Consider the following 15,849-nt stretch of genomic DNA (forward strand, 5'->3'; position numbering starts at 1 on the left):
ACGCTTGACCTTCCTATGATAGGAAGGTTTAAGCTGGGTACCAGATCGCACCGGAGGCGGCGCGACCATCCTTGATTCACTCGGAGAAACACCATGAGCATCGAATTCAACGTGCCCGACATGACCTGCGGCCATTGCGTCAAGACCATCACCGGCGCGGTGACGGCGGCGGCGCCGGGCGCCAGCGTGGCGGTGGACCTGCCCACGCATCGCGTCACCGTCAGCGGCACCGACCAGGCCGACAAGGTCGAGGCCGCGATCCGCGATGCCGGCTACGAGCCGCAACGCGTGTGAGGGGCGGCCGCCGCGAGCGTATGATAGATAGCGCCTCGCGGCCGCTCACGTGATATTGCTAAAAACTATTAATCAATTAAGTTAATTAAATTTGATTAATTGATAGCTGGGATTTATCATTCTTTCCATGGTGGTTGATCAGACCCCGCTACCCCAAGGAGAGATTGCATGCTGCAAAACCGTGAAGGCCAACGTGTTCCCAACGTAACGTTCCCCGTTCGCGAGGGCAACACCTGGAAGAAGGTCACGACCGACGACCTGTTCAAGAACAAGACGGTCGTGGTCTTTTCGCTTCCCGGCGCTTTCACGCCGACCTGCTCGTCGACCCATCTGCCGCGCTACAACGAACTGGCCCCGGCCTTCGCCGCCGTCGGTGTCGACAGCATCGTCTGCGTGTCGGTCAACGACACTTTCGTCATGAACGAATGGGCCAAGGACCAGGAATCGTCCAACATCACGCTGCTGCCCGACGGCAACGGCGAATTCACCGAAGGCATGGGCATGCTGGTCGACAAGAGCGACCTGGGCTTCGGCAAGCGCAGCTGGCGCTACTCCATGCTGGTCAAGGACGGCGTGGTGCAGAAGATGTTCATCGAGCCCGAAAAGGAAGGCGACCCGTTTGAAGTGTCGGACGCCGACACCATGCTGGCTCACGTCGCTCCGACGGCCAAGAAGCCCGACCAGGTGGTGGTGTTCTCCAAGCCCGGTTGCCCGTTCTGCGTGGAAGCCAAGGCGCTGCTCGAAGACAAGGGCTACGCCCCGATCGAGATTCCGCTGGAGAACAAGGTGCGCGGCCGCGTGATCGGCGCCGTGTCCGGCAAGGGCACCGCTCCGCAGGTGTTCATCAACGGCTCGCTGATCGGCGGCCTGGACGACCTGAAGGCGCACTTCGCCTGATGCCGGCCGGGAAAGGGGCCGCGCCTCTTTCCCTCGCCGTGGCCGCGCCGACAGGACGCGGTCCGGCGCACCGGTTTCCCTTGTTCCGCATCTTCGCGCGGCCCCGACCGGGCGCCGCGGGACGGCTTTCGTCCCGAGGGTGCGCAACAAGGCGGAACCGCCTTTGACAATATCTGCGCCACGCTACACCCGGGGGACCCCACTGATGAAGACTCTGCACACCGATATCGCCATCCTCGGCGCCGGCACCGCCGGCCTGGCCGCCTACCGTGCCGCCAAGGCCGCCGGCAAGCGCGCGCTGCTGATCGAGGGCGGTCCTTACGGCACCACCTGCGCCCGGGTCGGCTGCATGCCGTCCAAGCTGCTGATCGCGGCCGCCGAAGCCGCGCACCAGGCGGCACACACCGCGCCGTTCGGCGTGCACGTCGAAGGCGAGGTCACCGTCAATGGCGAAGAAGTGATGGACCGCGTCAAGCGCGAGCGCGACCGTTTCGTCGGCTTTGTGCTCGAGGGCGTGGAGAACATCCCGGCCGAAGACAAGATCCGCGGCTATGCCCGCTTCGAGTCGGATACCGTGCTGCGGGTCGACGACCATACCGAGATCCACGCGTCGCGCGTGGTCATCGCCACCGGTTCGCGGCCCTCGGTGCCGCCGCCGTTCCGGGCGCTGGGCGACCGCCTGGTGATCAATGACGACGTGTTCGCCTGGGATGACCTGCCGCGGCGCGTGGCGGTGTTCGGCCCCGGCGTGATCGGGCTGGAATTGGGCCAGGCGCTGGCGCGGCTGGGCGTGCAGGTGCGCGTGTTCGGCGTCAGCGGCAGCCTGGGCGGCATCAGCGATCCGCAGGTGCGCCATAGCGCCCGCAAGATCTTCCAGCGGGAGTTCTACCTGGACCCGGATGCGCGCGTGCTGGAAACCCAGCGCGTCGGCGACGAGGTCGAGGTGCGCTACGTGGCGCTGGATAACAGCGAACGCACCGAGCGTTTCGATTACGTGCTGGTGGCTACCGGGCGCCGTCCCAATGTGGACGGCCTGGGCCTGGAGAACACCTCGCTGCAACGGAACGCGCAGGGTGTGCCGCTGTTCGACCGCGACACCATGCAGGCGGGCGAGTCGGCCATCTTCATCGCTGGCGATGCCAACGCCGACGCGCCGCTGCTGCACGAGGCGGCCGACGAAGGCCGCATCGCCGGCGAGAACGCGGCGCGCTATCCGGAAGTGCGCCAGGGCCTGCGCCGCACGCCGTTGGCGGTGGTGTTCTCGGACCCGCAGATCGCGCTGGCGGGGCAGGGCCACGCCCGCCTGACGCCGGGCACCTTCGTGACGGGCGAGGTCGATTTCGGCGACCAGGGCCGCTCGCGGGTGATGCTGAAGAACCGCGGCCTGCTGCACGTGTACGCCGACATTGCCAGCGGCCGCTTCCTGGGTGCGGAAATGGTCGGCCCCAGCGCCGAGCACATCGGCCACCTGCTGGCCTGGGCCGTGCAGCAGGAACTGACCGTGGCGCGCATGCTGGAAATGCCGTTCTACCATCCAGTCATCGAAGAAGGCCTGCGCACCGCGCTGCGCGACGCTGCCGCCAAGCTGGCGCGGGCGCAGGAGGCGCTGCGCCAGGTGGAGGCGGAGGACGCCGAGGCCTGAGCGCCGGTGGTGATTGAATGCAAAAAGGGCTGCCCCGGTGTGGGGCAGCCCTTTTGCTTGCCGCGGCGCTCGCGAGCCCGGCCGCGATGTCAACGCGGCCGGTATCAGTCGTCCGACTGCTTCTTGGGCGCGGGGAAGGGATTCTCGCGGAATTGCAGCGTGAAGCCGGCGCGCTCGTCCTGGCCCAGTTCACGCGCCAGGTAGGGCATGGCCTGCTTGAGGGCGTCATGCAGCGTCCAAGGCGGGTTGATCAGGAACATGCCGCTGCCGTGCAGGCCGTAGCCGTCGATGGTGGCCTTCTTGACCGTGAGGGTGGCGTGCAGCCAGCTCTTGACCTTCAGGTTCTCGAAGTGGCGCGCCATTTCGCTGGCCTCGCGCCGCTGCACCAGCGGATACCAGACGGCGATGGTGCCGGTGGCGAAGCGCTTGACGCATTCCTTGACGGTGATCAGCGTGCGGCGGTAGTCGTTCTTGTCTTCATAGGACGGGTCGATCAGCACCATGCCGCGGCGCGTCGGCGGCGGCAGCAGGGCCTTGACACCCTCGAAGCCGTCGTCGCCGTAGATGGTGGTCTGGCGCTGGGCGGCGCGGTCCATGTGTTCGAGATTGCCGACCAGGGTGTCGATCTCGGTCGGGTGCATCTCGAACAGGCGCAGGCGGTCGGACGGACGCAGCGCGTCCAGCGCCAGCCAGGGCGAGCCGGGATAGCGCTTGAGGCGGCCGTTGGTGTTGAAGGCGCGAATGCGGGCGACGTAGTCGGCCAGCAGCGGCGGCAGGTCGTCGCGTTCCCACAGGCGGCCGATGCCGTCGGCGAATTCCGAGGTCTTGGCGGCCCAGTCGCTGTCCAGGCTGTAGAGGCCGGCGCCGGCATGGGTGTCGATGACCCAGTAGGGCGCGTCCTTGCGGTTGAAGTAGTCCAGGGTGTGGACCAGGATGGCGTGCTTGAGCACGTCGGCGTGGTTGCCGGCGTGGAAGGCGTGGCGATAGCTGAACACGGGGCGGGGGCCTCAGGCGGCCGGCCGGATGGCGGCCAGTTCGTCGGTGAAGATGCCGTCGATGCCCCAGTCGAGCAGCAGACGCGCGCGCTCGGGGTCGTTGACGGTCCAGGCGGCGATGCGATAGCCGGCTGCGTGCACGGCATCGATCAGTTCGCGCGTGGCGTCCTTCTGGTTGATATTCAGGGCGACGCAGTCGTACTTGACCAGGCGGTCGAGCCAGTCGGCCGGCACCTTTTCGACCAGCAGGGCGCGCGGCAGCTCGGGCGCGGCGTCCTTGGCGGCCTGCAGGGCTTCCTCGGCGAAGGAGGACAGCAGCGGCGCGACGGCGGCGCCTTGCCAGAGCGCGCGGGCGGCCAGGGCGACGGCGGTGCCGGTCTCGGCCTCGCGGCCGGGGCAGGGCTTGATCTCGACGTTGCTGGCGATGCCGTTGGCGACGGTGTAACGGGCCACGGCGGCGAAGGTGGGCAGCGGCTCGCCGGCGTAGGCGGCGGAGTGCCAACTGCCGAAGTCCAGTTGCGCCAGTTCGCTGAAGGTCTTGGCGGCGGCGGGGCCGTGGCCGTTGGAGGTGCGGTCGACGTCGTCGTCATGCATCAGGACCAGGACGTTGTCGCGGCTGAGCTTGACGTCGTATTCGAACATCGTGAAGCCGTGTTCGGCGCCGACGCGCATGGCGGCAAGCGTGTTCTCCGGGGCCAGGCGGCCGCCGCCGCGGTGGGCGATGTGGCGGGAATAGGGCCAGGAGGGGAGGGATGCGGACATTTCTTTTGATGCTTTTGGGGTTCTTTGGGATAGGGTGGAAGGATACTCTGTTCTGAGGGTTCTTTCCCTGTGGCGCTTGGCGGGCGCGCGCGGGTTCTTTCGGCGCGGCGGCGGGGACCGGCCGGGCCGATGTAAGCAGACGCTGCGGGACGAATGAGAAATGCTAAAATCCGCCCGCTGACCCGGTTTGACCGGTATGGGAATAGGGCGAATCAGATTCGCCTTTTTTTATGCGTTTTCGTGCGGCCCGGGCGGAAGTCTCCGTCCGAGTGCGGCAACAGGGATTCCATGTTCGAATTTATTCGCAGCCACCGGCGCTGGATGCAGCTGATCCTGCTGCTTCTGATTGTGCCGTCCTTCTTCCTCGTCGGGATCCAGGGCTATGAGAGCTTCATGCGCAAGGAGCCGGAATTGGCGACGGTCGCCGGCCAGCCGATTTCCCGCGCGGAATTCGACCAGGCGCACCGCAATCAGCTGGAACAGTACCGCCAGCGTCTGGGCGCGCAGTTCGACCCGGCCGTGATCGACACGCCGCAGCTGCGCGAAGCGCTGCTGAACCAGCTGATCAACCAGCGCCTGTTGGCGAACGTGGCGGTCGACAACCGTTTCTCGGTGTCCGACGCCACGCTGCGCAACACCATCGCCGCCATTCCGGAAGTGCAGGACAACGGCCGCTTCTCGCCTGAACGTTATCGCCAGGTGCTGGCTGCCCAGGGCATGTCGCCGACCTCGTTCGAGGCCGGCCTGCGCCGCGATCTGGCCGTGGCCCGCGTGCTCGAGCCGGTCGGCCAGTCGGCCCGCGCGCCGGCCGAGGTGGTGGCCTGGCTGGAAACCGCCCTGACGCAGCAGCGCACGGTGCAGTTGCGCCGCTTCGCGGCCGCCGATTTCCGTTCGCAGGTGACCGTCACGCCGGCCGACATCCAGGCCTGGTACGACGCCAACAAGCAGCAATTGCAGATCCCCGAACAGGTGCAGGTGCAGTACCTGGTGCTGAACGAAGCCGCCGCCACCGAAGGGGTGCAGGTCAAGGACGAAGACCTGGCCGCTTATTACGCACAGAACAAGAACCGCTTCGGCCAGCCCGAGCGCCGCCGCGCCAGCCACATCTTGATCGAAGTGCCCGCGAGCGCCTCGGAAGAGGCCCGCAAGGCCGCGCGCGCCAAGGCGGAAGACCTGGCCAGGCAGGCCGCCGCCAATCCGGGGCAGTTCGCCGAGCTGGCTCGCAAGAACTCGCAGGACGCCGGTTCGGCCGCCAAGGGCGGCGACCTGGGCTGGCTGGCGCCGGGCATGCTGTCCGGTCCGCTGGAAAAGGCCATTTTCAGCCTGTCCAAGGACCAGGTGTCGGGCGTGGTCGAAAGCCCGGCGGGTTTCCACGTGGTCGAGGTCACCGAGATCCAGCCGGCCTCGATCAAGCCGCTGGCCGACGTCAAGGAGCAGCTTACCGCCGAAGTCCGCAAGCAGCTGGCCGCTGTCCATTTCTCGGAAATGGCCAGCCAGTTGAACAAGCAGGTCTACGACCAGCGTGACAGCCTGCAGCCGGCCGCCGATGCGGTGGGCCTGAAGCTGCGCACCGCATCGGGCGTGACGCGCGAAGGCCTGCTGCCGGCCAATGAGGCCGGTCCGGGCGCCGCCGCGAGCAGCCCCGACGCCGCGCTGCTGGACAATCCGCGCGTGCGCCAAGTGCTGTTTTCGCCCGACGTGTTGCGCGAAAAACAGAATTCCGGCGTGATCGAGCTGTCGCCCGACACCATGCTGGCGGTGCGCGTGGCCGCGGTCGAGCCGGCCCATGTGCCGGCGCTGGCCAAGGTCAGCGAGTCGATCCGCGCCAAGCTGCTGGACGAGCGCTCGGCCGCGGCGGCCAAGAAAGCGGGCGAGGCCGCGCTGGCGGCCGACCAGGCCAATCCGGCCGCGGCGCCGGAAGGTTTCGGCGATCCGCTGTTGGTGTCGCGCCAGGATCCCAAGAACCTGCCGCGCCCGGTGCTGGATGCCGTGATGCGCCTGCCGGCCGGCAAGCTGCCGGCTTATGCCGGGGTGCAGTCGGGCGCCGATTACACCTTGGTGCGGCTGGAGAAGATCGAGCCCGGCAAGGTCGAGGCTGAAGACAAGGAACGCCTGGCGCAGCAACTGGCTGGCGCCTGGGGCCAGGCCGAAAGCGACGCAATGGTGCGCATGCTGCGCGAGCAATACAAGGTTCAAGTGCTGCCGGGGGCCGCCGAGGTCATCCGCGGCGATGCCGAGCAGCAGGCGGCCGGCTGATCGGCCAGTTCGTGCCGCGCGGGCCGGCCAGGCCCGCGCGTCAGCGCAGCAGTGGCCGCAGCACCGGCCAGACATTGTCCAGCAAGCGGGCCTGGGCATCCTCGTTGGGATGGATGCCGTCGGCCTGGAACATCGCCCGGTTCGTTGCGATACCTTCCATCAGGAAGGGCACGAGCCGGGCGTTTTCGTCTTTGGCGACGGTGGGAAATACCTGGGCGAAACGCTGGGTGTAGTCGCGGCCGTAGTTGGGCGGGATCTGCATGCCGACGATGACCACCTCGGCGTCGGCCTTGCGGGCCGCCTGCGCCATGGTGCGCAGGTTCTGTTCCGTCATGGTCAGCGGCAGGCCGCGCAAGGCATCGTTCGAACCCAGTTCCAGCAGCACTACCGCGGGCATGTGCTGGCGCAGCAGCGCCGGCAGGCGCGCCACGCCGCCGCTGGTGGTATCGCCGCTGATGCTGGCGTTGACCACCTTGTACTTCGGGTATTGTTCGGTAAGCCGCTCGGCCAGCAGCGGCACCCAGCCGGTGCCGCGCTTGATGCCGTATTCGGCGGCCAGGCTGTCGCCCACCACCAGCACGGTACGCGGCTGCGCGGAACCCTGGGCCGTGGCGGTGGTCTGAGCGTGGGCGGGCGCCATCAGGCCGGCCGCCGCGAGCGCGGGTATCAGTAGCAAACGGGGAATCAGGGGAATCAGGCGCATGGATAGCAAGAATTCGATCGAGGTGAAAGGGCTGGGCAAGCGGGTGGCCGATGCCGGCGGGACGCTGTCTATCCTGGAAGACATCGATTTTACGGTGGCGGCCGGCAGCGCGGTGGCCATCACCGGCAGCTCCGGCTCGGGCAAGTCCACGTTGTTGGGACTGCTGGCGGGGCTGGATGTTCCCAGCGCGGGCAGTGTGCGCCTGGCGGGCCAGGACCTGTTCGCGCTGGACGAGGACGGCCGTGCGCGCCTGCGGGCCAACCATGTGGGGTTCGTGTTCCAGTCGTTCCAGCTACTGCCGAACCTGACGGCGCTGGAAAACGTCATGCTGCCGCTGGAACTGGCCGGCCAGCCGGCGCGCGAGGCGGCCCAGGCGATGCTCGAACGCGTCGGCCTGGGTGCGCGGCTGCACCACTATCCGCGCACCCTGTCGGGGGGCGAGCAGCAGCGCGTGTCGCTGGCGCGCGCCTTCGTGGTGCGGCCGGACCTGTTGTTCGCCGATGAGCCCACCGGCAGCCTGGATGCCGCCACTGGCGTGACGGTGATCGACCTGATGTTCGACCTGCACCGCGAGCACGGCACCACGTTGGTGTTGGTGACGCACGATCCGCAACTGGCGGCGCGCTGCGGCCGCCAGGTGGTGCTGGCGGCGGGGCGCATGGCCTCGTAGCACGGTGACGCCGTGCCCACGTCCGCGCGGCTTGGGCCGGCACGGGAACGCCACCCTAGGGTGGCGTTTTGCATTGCACGGGCCCCGCGGTTCACGCGGCGCGGGCCGCCGCGATCCCGCCTCAGGCGCTGATCAGGCCGGGAATCTTCACGTCCGGATCGACGTCGGCGTCGTAGTCGACGCCGTCGATCTCGAACCCGAACAGGCGCAGGAATTCCTGCTTGTAGCCGGCGAAGTCGGTCAGCGCATAGAGGTTGGCGTCCGTCACCTGGTGCCACAAGGCCTGTACCCGCGCCTGCACGGACGGGTCCAGTTCCGGGTAGTCGGCGCGCAGGCGGCCCTCGCCATCCAGGATGGGCGCCGATCCGCACAGGCTGTCGCGGTACAGGCCGTAGACCTGCTCGATACAGCCCTCGTGCGTGCCTTGTTCCTTCATGACCTTGAACAGCAGCGACAGGTACAGCGGCATCATCGGGATCGCCGAGCTGGCCTGGGTCACGACCGCCTTGAGCACGGAGACGCGCGCATCGCCGCCCTGGGCGGCGAGCTTGGCGCGGATGTCCAGCACCTTCTGGTCCAGATCCTTCTTGGCGGCGCCGATCGAGCCGTTCCAGTAGATGTCGTGAGTGATCTTCTCGCCCAGGTAGGTGAAGGCCGTGGTGGTGGCGCCCGGGGCCAGCACGCCGGCCTCGAGCAGGGCGTCGATCCACATCTGCCAGTCCTCGCCGCCCATGACCGCCACCGTGGCGTCGATTTCTTCCTGGGTGGCGGGTTCCAGCACCGATTCCTTGATCACTTCCTTGTCGGTGTCCAGGCCGCGCAGGGTGACCGCCTGGCCGACCGGCTTGAGGGTCGAGTTGAAAACCGCGCCGCTGACCGGATGGGTGCGGCGCGGCGCGGCCAGGCTGTAGATCACCTGGTCGACCTGGCCCAGGTCCTGGCGGATGGCGGCAATGGCTTGCGCCTTGACCGCGTCGGAAAAGGCGTCGCCGTTGATGCTCTTGGCGTACAGGCCCTCGGCGCTGGCGTATTTGTCGAAGGCGGCGCTGTTGTACCAGCCGGGAGTGCCGGCCTTGGCGGCATCGCCGGGGCGTTCGAAGAAGATGCCCAGGGTCTGGGCGCCGCAGCCGAATGCGGCGCTGATCCGGGCGGCCAGGCCATAGCCGGTGGAAGCGCCGATCACCAGCACGCGCTTGGGGCCGCCGGCGAGCGGGCCCCGGGCGCGGACGTAGTCGATCTGGTTCCTGACGTTGGCGTCGCAGCCGGCGGGATGGGTGGTCACGCAGATGAAGCCGCGCACGCGGGGTTTGATGATCATGGAGCCCTCGTTCCGGGAATGGCGGGAGACCGCCCGCATGGGCGGGCGGCGCCGGGCATTGTACGGGAGGCCGGCGCGCAGGCCGCCCGGCGCCGGGCGGCCAAGCTTCAGCGCGCCTGGGCTACCGCGGCGGCGGCCGCCAGGGCGCGGCCGCGGCGCCATTCGACCAGGCCGATGCCGATGCCGCTGGCGCAGATGATGGCGATGCCGAGCCAGGTCAGGGGATCGGGGAAATGCCCCCAGACCAGCCAGCCGACCGTGCTGGCGCTGATGATCTGCAGATAGATGAATGGCGCCAGCGTGGAAGCCGGCGCGCGGCGGTAGGCGGCGATCTGGAACAGGTGCCCCAGGCCGCCGGTGAGGCCGGTGGAAATCAGCAGGGTCCAGTCCAATGGCGTCAGCGACTGCAGCACCGGCAGCGCGGGCGGCAGGATGAAGGGCAGGGCCAGCGTCAGGCAGCCGGTGCCCACCGCGCCGCTCCAGATGAGAGAGGTGAACGGGTCATCGCCGGCCACGCGGCGCGTGGCGATGAATTGAGCCGCGAAACAACAGGCGGTCAGCAGGCCGAAAATGGTGCCGACCGGGTGCAGCCCGCCGCCCGGGCGGATGACGATGATGACGCCGATGAAGGCGATGCCCGCGGCGACGAAACGCGACATCCGGGCCGGTTCCTTGAGGATCCAAGGCGCCAGCGACAGCACCAGCAACGGCGCCAGGAAGTTGATGGCGGTGGCCTCGGCCTGGGGGATATAGCTGAGCGTGGTGAAGAACATCAGCGTGGCCAGGAACATCGAGCCGCCGCGCAGCAGCTGTTCGCGCGGCTTCCTGCTGCGCAGGATGCCGATTCCGCGCGTGGGCAGCACCAGGGCCAGCACCAGCACCAGATGCACCGCGTAGCGGAACCAGGACAGCACCAGCAGCGGCACCCCGGCATTCATGACCCACTTGCCACTGGCGTCCAGGCATGACAGCGTCCACATCGACAGCACCAGCAGCAGGATCCCCACGAGGGGGCCGCTGGTGGCGGGCGCGCCTGGGCGCGGGCGACCCGTATCGGCCGGGGGCATGGACAGACTCCTTGTGCGGGATCAAACCCGGGCAGGGCCCCGGGGGCGGCTGACATGATACGCTCATCGAGGCAGAGGGAACGGTTCATGATCGAACTACGCAACATCGAAACATTTTTCTGGGTCGCCACGCTGGGCAGTTTCCGCGCGGCTTCCGACAAACTGAACACGACGCAGCCGGCTGTGTCGCAGCGCATCGCCTCGCTCGAGGCCGATCTGGGCGTGCGCCTGTTCGAGCGCGATGCCCGTGGCGTCAAGCTCACCGCCAAGGGCCATGAGCTGCTTTCGCACGCCGAACGCATGCTGCAGGTGCGGCGCGACATGTTCGAGGCCGCGCGCGAACAGAACGTCATGACCGGCACGGTGCGCATCGGCGTGGCCGAGACCATCGTGCAGACCTGGCTGCCCGCGCTGATCGAACTGGTGCATGCCTCGTATCCGGCGCTGGTGCTGGAGATCGAGGTGGACACCACCCACGTGCTGCGTTCGCACCTGATGTCACGACAGATCGACCTGGCCTTCCTGATGGGGCCGGTGCTCGAGGCCCGGGTCGAGAACCTGCCGCTATGCGCCTATCCGCTGGCCTGGGTCGCCAGCCCCCTGTTGGAACTCGGGCCCGAACCGCTGACACTCGAACGCATCGGCCGCCTGCCGATCATTACCTATCCCTCCAACAGCGCGCCGTACCGCGTGGTGCGCGACATGCTGACGCGGGCCGGGGTGGGATCGCCCCGCATGTATGGCAGCGCTTCGATGTCGATGGTGGTGCGGATGACGCAGGATTGCATCGGTACCAGCGTGATCGCGCCGGTGTTCCTGGGCAAGGAACTGGCGCGCGGCGAGTTGCGCATCCTGCGGGTCGACGCCGATCCGTTGCCCGAACTGAGCTTCACGGCGACCTGGGTCCAGGGGCCCGACAGCCATGCGGCGCGCCTGATCGCGCAGATGGCGCAGAAGGTCGCGGCGCAGGCCAGCGATGGCGTGCCGCCGTAGTCGCGCCATCGCCGGCCTGCGCGCTCCGGCGGGCCGAATGGCGTTTCAGAGCAGGCTTGGCGTCTAGGTGTTTTCCCGAGCAAGGCCGCGGCGGGCGGTCTGGCGGCGATGCCGCCCGGACCGGGTGCGGGACCGTCCGCCTGCGCGCCAGCCCGCATGGTTGCTGGATCTACGATGCCCGGGCCGGCGCGCCGCGGCCAGACCAAAGAAAAATTTATACCCCCATATCGCAACATACGATTGGACGCTGGGCGGCCCTGGGGCTGCAATGGCGGCACATCAAGAAGATCGCCTGGTTCGACAGGCCCCGGGGGAAAATTTCCGCTCCTCTGACGTTTCGATTTCTACCCACGCGCTCAAAGGGGTAACGGGGACCCGCGCGTGCCAGACCATCCCGCCAGCCTGGAGTTTTGACCATGAAGAAGTCGCTCGCTCTCGCCGCCGTTGCCGCCAGCCTGTTGGCCGGTGCCGCGCAGGCCCAGGACCTGCCCAAGACCCACCTGAAGGTGGTCGGCGGCCTGTCCAACCTGACTGCCTACAACGATTACGAAAAGCCGTTCTGGACCAAGACCATCCCGGAACTGTCCAAGGGGCAGGTCACCGCGGACATCAAGGGTTTCAACGAAATGGGCCTGAAGGGGCCGGAACTGCTGCGTCTGATGTCCACTGGCGTGGTCGAGTTCGGTACCGCCACGCTGTCGTACTTCGCCAGCGACAACCCGATCAATGAAGCCATCGACCTGGCCGGCCTGGCGCCGGACGTGAAGACGGCGCGCGAAGTGACCAACGCGTTCGAGCCGGTCTACGCCCGTCTCTACGGCGAAGGCAGCAACGTCAAGCTGCTGGGGATCTCCACGTATCCGGCGCAGGTGCTGTTCTGCAACGCCGACATCAAGGGCCTGGCCGATATCAAGGGCAAGAAGGTCCGCACCAGCAGCCGTACCACAGCCGAGTTCGTCGAGGCGCTGGGCGGCTCCAGCGTCACCATGGCGTTCGGCGAAGTGGTGCCGGCGCTGCAGAACAAGGTGGTCGATTGCGCCATTACCGGTTCGCTGTCGGGCTATTCGGCCAAGTGGTACGAAGTGTCGACCCACCTGGTGGCGCTGCCGATCAACTGGAACCAGCAGATCCATGCCGTCAACCAGAAGGCCTGGGATAAGCTCGACCCCAGCGTGCGCACCTTCCTGCAGGCCAACATCAAGACGCTGGTCGACAACATCTGGGACGCCGCGGCGCGCCAGACCCAGGAAGGCTATGACTGCAACACCGGCGCGGCGGCGTGCCCGTTCCCGGTCAAGGGCAAGATGGTGCTGGTGCAGCCTTCGCAGGCCGACCGCGACCTGCTCAAGAAGGTGACGCAGGAAGCCGTGCTGCCCAAATGGGCCGCGCGTTGCTCGGCGCAGTGCGTGAAGGACTTCAACGCCACGATCGGCAAGACGCTGGGCGTGACCGCCAGCAAGTAAGCGTGTCGGCGCGCCGCCGTTCGCGGCGGCGCGCCCGCGAATCATCATCCGGGCCGCGATGCCGGCCCCAGAGGTTTTCCCAATGACCCGATCCGAACACTTCCGCCTGCTGGGCGGGTTGCTGCGGCGCGCTGAGACGTTTTCGCGCGTGGCGGTGTGGGCGGGCGGCGCGCTGACCATCGCCAGCGTGCTGCTCATTTCCTTCGACGTGCTGGCGCGCAAGTTCCTGGGCTTCAATACCGGCGGCGCGGACGAGCTGTCCAGCTATGCCTTCGCCATCAGCACCTCGTGGGCGCTGGCATTCGCCACCTTGCAGCGCGCCAATGTGCGGGTGGATGTGCTCTACCAGAAACTGCCGGTGCGCGTTTCGGCCGTGCTCGACTGGCTTTCCATGGTGGCCCTGGCGGTCTTCATGGTGTTCGTGACCTACTACGCCTTTGAAGTGGTGCAAATGTCGTGGGCGCAGAAGTCCACGGCGAATACGCCGCTGGCCACGCCGCTGTGGATCCCGCAGGGCCTGTGGCTGCTGGGCCTGGCCTGGATGTGCATCACCGTGGCCTTGATGCTGGCGCGCGCCTCGGCCGCCCTGGTGACGGGCGACATCGCGCTGATCAAGGAAATCTGCGGCGTGCGCTCGGCGCAGGAAGAGGCCGAAGAGGAAGCCGCCTCGGGTGAACGCATGGTCAAGGGAGCCGCAACATGATCGCCACCGCCCTGACGCTCCTGCTGGTCCTGATCGGCCTGTCGATTCCGGTGGGCGCCGCCCTTGGCGTGCTGGGCTTGATCCTGGACCCGATGTTCTCGATGCTGCCGCTGTCGCGCGCGATCGGCGAGATATCCTGGAGCACCAACAACGAATTCCTGCTGGTCGCCATTCCCTTGTTCATCATGCTGGGCGAGGTGCTGCTGCGGGCCGGTTTCGCCGAACGCATGTACGGCGCCATGAGCCTGTGGCTGTCGTGGCTGCCGGGCGGCCTGATGCACGCCAACATCGGCGCCTCGACGCTGTTCTCGGCCACGTCCGGCTCCAGCGTGGCGACCGCCGCCACGGTCGGCACGGTGGCGATTCCGCAGATCCGCAAGTACGGCTACAACGAACCGCTGTTCCTGGGCAGCCTGGCCGCCGGCGGCACGCTTGGCATCCTGATCCCGCCGTCGATCAACCTGGTGATCTACGGCGTGCTGACCAACTCGTCGGTGCCCAAGCTGTATCTGGCCGGCATCATCCCCGGCTTCGCCATGGCGGCGCTGTTCATGCTGATGGTGGTGATCGCATGTGTCGTCAAACCCTCCTGGGGCGGCAAGAAGATCCAGGCGACCTGGGGCCAGCGCTTGGCCAGCCTGGTGCACCTGGCGCCGCCCATGGGCATCTTCCTGCTGGTGGTGGGCTCGATCTACGCCGGCCTGGCCACGCCGACCGAGGCCGCCGCGCTGGGCGTGCTGGGCGCGCTGATCCTGGCCGCCTGGTTCCGCCGCCTGACCTGGACCATGCTGCGCGAGGCGATGGAAGGGACGATGCGCTCGACCGCGATGATCATGCTGATCGTGGTGGCCGCGAGTTTCCTGAACTTCATCATGTCGGCCACCGGCCTGACCGATGCGCTGACGCAGTCCATCACCGGACTGGGCCTGTCGCCCGGCTGGATGCTGCTGATCGTGGTGGTGTTCTACCTGGTGCTGGGCTGCTTCATGGAGACGCTGTCGATGATGATCACGACCATCCCCATCGTCGCGCCCATCATGATCGCGCTGGGCTTCGACCCGATCTGGCTGGGCATCGTCATCATCATCCTGGTCGAGGCCGCGTTGATTACGCCGCCGGTCGGGTTGAACCTGTTCGTGGTGCAGAGCCTGCGCAAGAGCGGTTCGATGGGCGCCGTGATCATCGGCAGCCTGCCGTTCGTGCTGGCCATGTTCCTGATGCTCGCATTGCTGGCATGGTGGCCCGACCTGGCCTTGTGGCTGCCGCGGGTGTTCGGCTAGCGCGCCGCGTTCGCAGTTGTTGCGGGCGCGGCCGGGGCCGCGCCCATTTCCCCGTTTTCCTCAGCAGGATTTTTTCATGAAAGCCGTATTCCAGATCGAAGCCGATATCCCCCGCCAGATCGAGGTGGATTTCAATACCCTGATCGTGGCTGGTTGGGCCGGCCGCGATATCGCGGCCATCGAGCACCATATCGAGGAACTGGCCGCCATTGGCGTGCCGCGTCCCAGCAGCGTGCCGCTGTACTACCGCATTGCCGACAACCAGTTGACCCAGGCCGCGCGGGTGCAGGCCGTGGGCGGTGACTCCTCCGGCGAGATCGAGACCTTCGTGTTTGCCGCCGGCGGCGAGATGTACGTCAGCATCGCCTCGGACCACACCGACCGCAAGCTGGAGACGGTCAGCGTGGCCATGTCCAAGCAGGTCTGCGTCAAGCCGGTGGCATCGTCGGCCTGGCGCCTGGCCGATGTGGCCGATTACTGGGACGAGCTGGTGATCCGCTCGCATATCGTCGAGAACGGCATCGAAGTGCTGTATCAGGAAGGCCCGCTGTCGTCGCTGCGCACGCCCCAGGAACTGATCGCCGGCTATACCGGTGGCGCCGCGGTGCTGCCCGAAGGCGCGGGCATGACCTGCGGCACGGTGGGCGCCATTGGCGGCATCCGGCCGTCGGTGGAATTCAGCATGGAGCTGTACGATCCGCGCCGCCAGCGCAGCCTGCGTCACCGTTATCATGTCGAGGTCCTGCCGGTGGTGGCCTGACCGCCGGCGGATCGGTTGATCGCCACGGCGCGCCCGGGCAGGGCGC

General features: G+C 67.4%; 15 protein-coding genes. 10 read left to right on the top strand and 5 right to left on the bottom strand.

Going from position 1 to position 15,849, the window contains the following annotated elements:
- The first annotated feature begins 93 nt into the window (after positions 1–93).
- The 3 genes from K2W61_RS21915 (at position 94) to K2W61_RS21925 (ending at position 2,833) form a co-directional block, all read left to right on the top strand.
- Entirely contained in the window at positions 94–294 is a 201-nt protein-coding gene (locus K2W61_RS21915) for a heavy-metal-associated domain-containing protein (protein WP_175134654.1), read from the top strand.
- Between the two features lie 168 nt (positions 295–462).
- A complete protein-coding gene (locus tag K2W61_RS21920) occupies positions 463–1,191 on the top strand; it encodes a glutathione peroxidase (RefSeq protein WP_175139838.1) in 729 nt (242 codons plus the stop codon).
- 205 nt (positions 1,192–1,396) lie between these two features.
- The gene (locus K2W61_RS21925) at positions 1,397–2,833 is read left to right on the top strand and encodes a dihydrolipoyl dehydrogenase (protein WP_236756542.1); all 1,437 of its coding nucleotides are present in this window, start codon (positions 1,397–1,399) and stop codon (positions 2,831–2,833) included.
- Between the two features lie 104 nt (positions 2,834–2,937).
- Here K2W61_RS21925 and K2W61_RS21930 read toward each other — a convergent pair whose 3' ends face one another.
- Both K2W61_RS21930 and ugpQ read right to left on the bottom strand, forming a co-directional pair.
- On the bottom strand, positions 2,938–3,828 hold the full coding sequence (locus K2W61_RS21930; RefSeq protein WP_175134657.1) for a 23S rRNA (adenine(2030)-N(6))-methyltransferase RlmJ: 891 nt from the start codon (positions 3,826–3,828) through the stop codon (positions 2,938–2,940).
- 12 nt (positions 3,829–3,840) lie between these two features.
- The gene (gene ugpQ / locus K2W61_RS21935; protein WP_175139840.1) at positions 3,841–4,590 is read right to left on the bottom strand and encodes a glycerophosphodiester phosphodiesterase; all 750 of its coding nucleotides are present in this window, start codon (positions 4,588–4,590) and stop codon (positions 3,841–3,843) included.
- A gap of 288 nt (positions 4,591–4,878) precedes the next feature.
- On the opposite strand from ugpQ, the gene K2W61_RS21940 reads away from it, so the two are divergent.
- Complete coding sequence (locus K2W61_RS21940; protein ID WP_236756543.1) at positions 4,879–6,846, top strand: SurA N-terminal domain-containing protein; 1,968 nt, start codon at positions 4,879–4,881, stop codon at positions 6,844–6,846.
- Positions 6,847–6,886: 40 nt separating this feature from the next.
- On the opposite strand, the gene K2W61_RS21945 is transcribed toward K2W61_RS21940, so the two are convergent.
- Positions 6,887–7,549, bottom strand: coding sequence for an arylesterase (locus tag K2W61_RS21945; RefSeq protein WP_175134660.1), 663 nt, complete (start codon positions 7,547–7,549; stop codon positions 6,887–6,889).
- On the opposite strand from K2W61_RS21945, the gene K2W61_RS21950 reads away from it, so the two are divergent.
- Positions 7,548–8,219: an ABC transporter ATP-binding protein gene (locus K2W61_RS21950; RefSeq protein WP_175134661.1), complete on the top strand. Its 672-nt coding sequence runs from the start codon at positions 7,548–7,550 to the stop codon at positions 8,217–8,219. The two genes, K2W61_RS21945 and K2W61_RS21950, sit on opposite strands and share 2 nt — an antisense overlap.
- Before the next feature lie 121 nt (positions 8,220–8,340).
- On the opposite strand, the gene fabV is transcribed toward K2W61_RS21950, so the two are convergent.
- Positions 8,341–9,537: an enoyl-ACP reductase FabV gene (gene fabV / locus K2W61_RS21955; RefSeq protein ID WP_175134662.1), complete on the bottom strand. Its 1,197-nt coding sequence runs from the start codon at positions 9,535–9,537 to the stop codon at positions 8,341–8,343.
- Positions 9,538–9,644: 107 nt separating this feature from the next.
- On the bottom strand, positions 9,645–10,604 hold the full coding sequence (locus K2W61_RS21960; protein WP_175134663.1) for a DMT family transporter: 960 nt from the start codon (positions 10,602–10,604) through the stop codon (positions 9,645–9,647).
- Between the two features lie 87 nt (positions 10,605–10,691).
- Here K2W61_RS21960 and K2W61_RS21965 point away from each other — a divergent pair, with 87 nt between their 5' ends.
- From K2W61_RS21965 to K2W61_RS21985, 5 genes are all read left to right on the top strand, one after another.
- The gene (locus K2W61_RS21965; protein ID WP_175134664.1) at positions 10,692–11,597 is read left to right on the top strand and encodes a LysR family transcriptional regulator; all 906 of its coding nucleotides are present in this window, start codon (positions 10,692–10,694) and stop codon (positions 11,595–11,597) included.
- A gap of 416 nt (positions 11,598–12,013) precedes the next feature.
- Complete coding sequence (locus tag K2W61_RS21970; RefSeq protein ID WP_175134665.1) at positions 12,014–13,060, top strand: TRAP transporter substrate-binding protein; 1,047 nt, start codon at positions 12,014–12,016, stop codon at positions 13,058–13,060.
- 82 nt (positions 13,061–13,142) lie between these two features.
- Complete coding sequence (locus K2W61_RS21975; RefSeq protein WP_175134666.1) at positions 13,143–13,763, top strand: TRAP transporter small permease subunit; 621 nt, start codon at positions 13,143–13,145, stop codon at positions 13,761–13,763.
- Positions 13,760–15,043, top strand: coding sequence for a TRAP transporter large permease (locus tag K2W61_RS21980; RefSeq protein WP_175134667.1), 1,284 nt, complete (start codon positions 13,760–13,762; stop codon positions 15,041–15,043). The genes K2W61_RS21975 and K2W61_RS21980 overlap by 4 nt, the downstream gene beginning before the upstream one ends.
- Positions 15,044–15,119: 76 nt before the next feature.
- The gene (locus tag K2W61_RS21985) at positions 15,120–15,803 is read left to right on the top strand and encodes a DUF2848 domain-containing protein (RefSeq protein ID WP_175134668.1); all 684 of its coding nucleotides are present in this window, start codon (positions 15,120–15,122) and stop codon (positions 15,801–15,803) included.
- Positions 15,804–15,849 lie beyond the last annotated feature (46 nt).

The organism is Achromobacter pulmonis, from assembly GCF_021733725.1.
GTDB classification, from domain to species: Bacteria; Pseudomonadota; Gammaproteobacteria; order Burkholderiales; family Burkholderiaceae_B; genus Achromobacter; species Achromobacter pulmonis.

What these genes read in the sequence shown, in the direction of transcription:
- K2W61_RS21915 (WP_175134654.1), top strand. Translation starts at nt 94, where the DNA reads ATGAGCATCGAATTCAACGTGCCCGACATGACCTGCGGCCATTGCGTC.
- K2W61_RS21920 (WP_175139838.1), top strand. Translation starts at nt 463, where the DNA reads ATGCTGCAAAACCGTGAAGGCCAACGTGTTCCCAACGTAACGTTCCCC.
- K2W61_RS21925 (WP_236756542.1), top strand. Translation starts at nt 1,397, where the DNA reads ATGAAGACTCTGCACACCGATATCGCCATCCTCGGCGCCGGCACCGCC.
- ugpQ (WP_175139840.1), bottom strand. Translation starts at nt 4,590, where the DNA reads ATGTCCGCATCCCTCCCCTCCTGGCCCTATTCCCGCCACATCGCCCAC.
- K2W61_RS21940 (WP_236756543.1), top strand. Translation starts at nt 4,879, where the DNA reads ATGTTCGAATTTATTCGCAGCCACCGGCGCTGGATGCAGCTGATCCTG.
- K2W61_RS21950 (WP_175134661.1), top strand. Translation starts at nt 7,548, where the DNA reads ATGGATAGCAAGAATTCGATCGAGGTGAAAGGGCTGGGCAAGCGGGTG.
- K2W61_RS21945 (WP_175134660.1), bottom strand. Translation starts at nt 7,549, where the DNA reads ATGCGCCTGATTCCCCTGATTCCCCGTTTGCTACTGATACCCGCGCTC.
- fabV (WP_175134662.1), bottom strand. Translation starts at nt 9,537, where the DNA reads ATGATCATCAAACCCCGCGTGCGCGGCTTCATCTGCGTGACCACCCAT.
- K2W61_RS21960 (WP_175134663.1), bottom strand. Translation starts at nt 10,604, where the DNA reads ATGCCCCCGGCCGATACGGGTCGCCCGCGCCCAGGCGCGCCCGCCACC.
- K2W61_RS21965 (WP_175134664.1), top strand. Translation starts at nt 10,692, where the DNA reads ATGATCGAACTACGCAACATCGAAACATTTTTCTGGGTCGCCACGCTG.
- K2W61_RS21970 (WP_175134665.1), top strand. Translation starts at nt 12,014, where the DNA reads ATGAAGAAGTCGCTCGCTCTCGCCGCCGTTGCCGCCAGCCTGTTGGCC.
- K2W61_RS21975 (WP_175134666.1), top strand. Translation starts at nt 13,143, where the DNA reads ATGACCCGATCCGAACACTTCCGCCTGCTGGGCGGGTTGCTGCGGCGC.
- K2W61_RS21980 (WP_175134667.1), top strand. Translation starts at nt 13,760, where the DNA reads ATGATCGCCACCGCCCTGACGCTCCTGCTGGTCCTGATCGGCCTGTCG.
- K2W61_RS21985 (WP_175134668.1), top strand. Translation starts at nt 15,120, where the DNA reads ATGAAAGCCGTATTCCAGATCGAAGCCGATATCCCCCGCCAGATCGAG.